We start from the raw sequence: 2,396 nt of genomic DNA on the forward strand, positions 1-2,396 counted from the left end.
CGGCCTCGTCGTGACGGTGCCGCCCGAACACTTCGGCGGCAGCGACGTGCTTGCCGGCGTGCATTTGCAAGAGGTTTACGAGCGTCGAGCCTTCGAGGTCGGGCGGCGCGATTATCTCTGCCCCATCCAGCGCGTCGCCGATTTTCTGGACGAACGAGAGACGCGGGATGTACCGGCGAACAGCTACCTACGCGGCGCTGTGGCCACGCGCATCGCCGACCTGGTACCGCCGCTCGTCGTTGCGGCACTCCGACATGGTCTGCCGATCATGGACGAGCAATGGCGGGGGCGCTTCATTCCGCAGGCGACGCTTGTCGGGCCCGAGGCACGGGGCAGCGCTCCGGTGCGGATCGTGCGCGATGAGACGACGCGCGAGACGCCAGGGCTGGAGGGGTTGTATCCGGTCGGCGAAGGAGCGGGCTACGCCGGCGGCATCGTCAGCGCCGCCGTCGATGGCCTGGACCAGAGGGTCCATTGAATACCTTCTTTCAAGAGAGTGGCCCCAGCCGGCGCGTTCGCGAAGGTGTGAATCAGCAGCACCGGCTGGAGCCAACGACGATGATCGTGCACCTACCCGAAGACCTTGATTATTCCTCCGTCTTCACGAACGTGATCGACGGGAACCGCCACTTGAGGACGGACGTGATCGCCCACGGTCCGCCTCCATCCAGGGACTCGTATTCTGCATCAGCAGCCTGCCGGATTGCTAGGTGACTTGAACCCGCCAGGCAGGGCCGTCGTCGGATCAGGATAAAAGTGGCGCAGATGTCCGTCACGCTGTTCCGTCCAAAACAAAGGCGGGCGAGATGCCCTTGAGGACTGGTATGTCATGCGGGACGCTAGTGGCCCTGGCCAAAAGTCCTGCAACAAATTCATTGGCTATGCTTTGCGAACCATTGCTTCATCTTCGGGATCGTCCACTCCCACTCAAACGGGTGGGCGTAGAGCCGGTTGTACTCCGGCCACGCCGCCGCGATGTGCGCCCGGAATTCTTCCCGGCTGCGCCACGACCCTCGCTTCAGGTAATGCAGCTCAAAGGCATCGAGCAGCAACTCCGCTTGGTTCAGGAACGAGGCGTCGGGCGGCAGCAGCCGCGGACGCCACCAGCTGCGGAACTCATGCAGGTAGCCCGGCGTGCAGTCGCCGGTGTGGGTGGAGTCCCCGTCGTGAATCAGGTACGCGCCCCGCAGCTGCCGGTGCCGGCGGCGGAAGTGCCGCAGCGCCGCGGTGTAGTGCGCGGCGCTCTTGCCCTCCAGGCACACCGCCTCCATCTGCCCGCTGTGGACGACCAGGAACACCAGCACCGTCACGGTGCCGTGCCGCTTGTACTCGAACTCGCGCTGCTCGATCGAGCCGGGGATGGCCCGGCGGATCGGCACGCGCTCCAGGACCTGAAAATTGGGCAACTCGTCGGCACAGACCACCCACCAACCGCGGCGGGCCAAGTGGCCGGCGTAGGTGTAGCACCAAAGGATTCTTACGGCCCGCTCCATGAACTGGGCATCCAGCCGTGCGGTCTTCCAGAAGCGCGTGCGGTGCGGTCGCAGGTCAACCGCATGCAGGATGCGGCGGATGCTGCGCGGGCTGATGGCATCGATGATGCCGTCCTGCACGGCCTGCCGCGCCAGGTCGGCGCTGGACCAATGGGTGATGTGCAGCCCCCGAGCCACCGGCTCCAGGCAGGCCAGTTGGATGACCTGGGCGCGCTGGAGGGGGGGAAATCCGCTCGGGCCGCCCCGAGCGGTCGGCGTCGGCCAACAGTCCAGCGAGGCCGCCCTGCTGGTAGCGGCGACAGCAGCGCCAGACGGTGGCGCGGTCGCACTCCCAGCGGGCGGCGATACGGTGAATCGGTTCGCCCGCGGCGACGGCCAAGACGATGCGAGCGCGCTGGACCTGGAAGAAAGGGCGCGCGGGCTGGCGAGCGATGCGCTGGAGGCAGAGGAGGTCGCCGGGGGCGAGGGTAAGGGAGCGAGGTTTGCGACCGCGCATGGGGGCAGCCTCTCGATAGGAGAAGTGGAAGCGCTGCTTCATCTCCAGCATAGCGGCTGCCCCTAATTTGTTGCAGGACTTTTGGCCAGAGCCACTAGCCCACACCGTCCACAGCCGGCAAGGTGAATACGCTGCCGACCAGCTATCGGTAGAACAGTCGGGCGCCGAAGTCGCCGCGCAGGCGCTCATCGTGATAACCGTCGTCGAACGAATGCCGTGGATTCGATTGTCGTCGCTGGCCGAGAGCTGGGTAGCGACGAACCAGCCGCCCCGTCTGCTGTTCGAAGAGCAGGAGCGGGCGGCTCGAGCAATGAGGCCCGGCGAGTGGCAAGACGCCATACGCAAGGAGCTCAAGAGGGAAACCGGAATCTTCGCTTCTCACCCCGGCTTGAAGCAACGCCTTGAGG

3 protein-coding genes and 1 pseudogene are annotated in these 2,396 nt (G+C 65.8%); 2 read left to right on the forward strand and 2 right to left on the reverse strand.

Going from position 1 to position 2,396, the window contains the following annotated elements; translation table 11 throughout:
* On the forward strand, window positions 1–478 hold a 478-nt coding region (locus VHB27_RS14100; RefSeq protein ID WP_349255670.1), incomplete at its 5' end, for an FAD-dependent protein.
* A 394-nt stretch (window positions 479–872) separates the two neighbouring features.
* On the opposite strand, the gene VHB27_RS14105 is transcribed toward VHB27_RS14100, so the two are convergent.
* Both VHB27_RS14105 and VHB27_RS24800 read right to left on the reverse strand, forming a co-directional pair.
* The gene (locus VHB27_RS14105; RefSeq protein ID WP_325601456.1) at window positions 873–1,670 is read right to left on the reverse strand and encodes a transposase; all 798 of its coding nucleotides are present in this window, start codon (window positions 1,668–1,670) and stop codon (window positions 873–875) included.
* 55 nt (window positions 1,671–1,725) lie between these two features.
* Window positions 1,726–2,040, reverse strand: a pseudogene (locus VHB27_RS24800) (helix-turn-helix domain-containing protein); the annotation flags it as partial.
* A 16-nt stretch (window positions 2,041–2,056) separates the two neighbouring features.
* Here VHB27_RS24800 and VHB27_RS14110 point away from each other — a divergent pair.
* The coding region (locus VHB27_RS14110; protein ID WP_325601458.1) for a hypothetical protein at window positions 2,057–2,396 on the forward strand (340 nt) is incomplete at its 3' end.

Source organism: Rhodopila sp. (assembly GCF_035548235.1).
Lineage (GTDB): Bacteria > Pseudomonadota > Alphaproteobacteria > Acetobacterales > Acetobacteraceae > Rhodopila.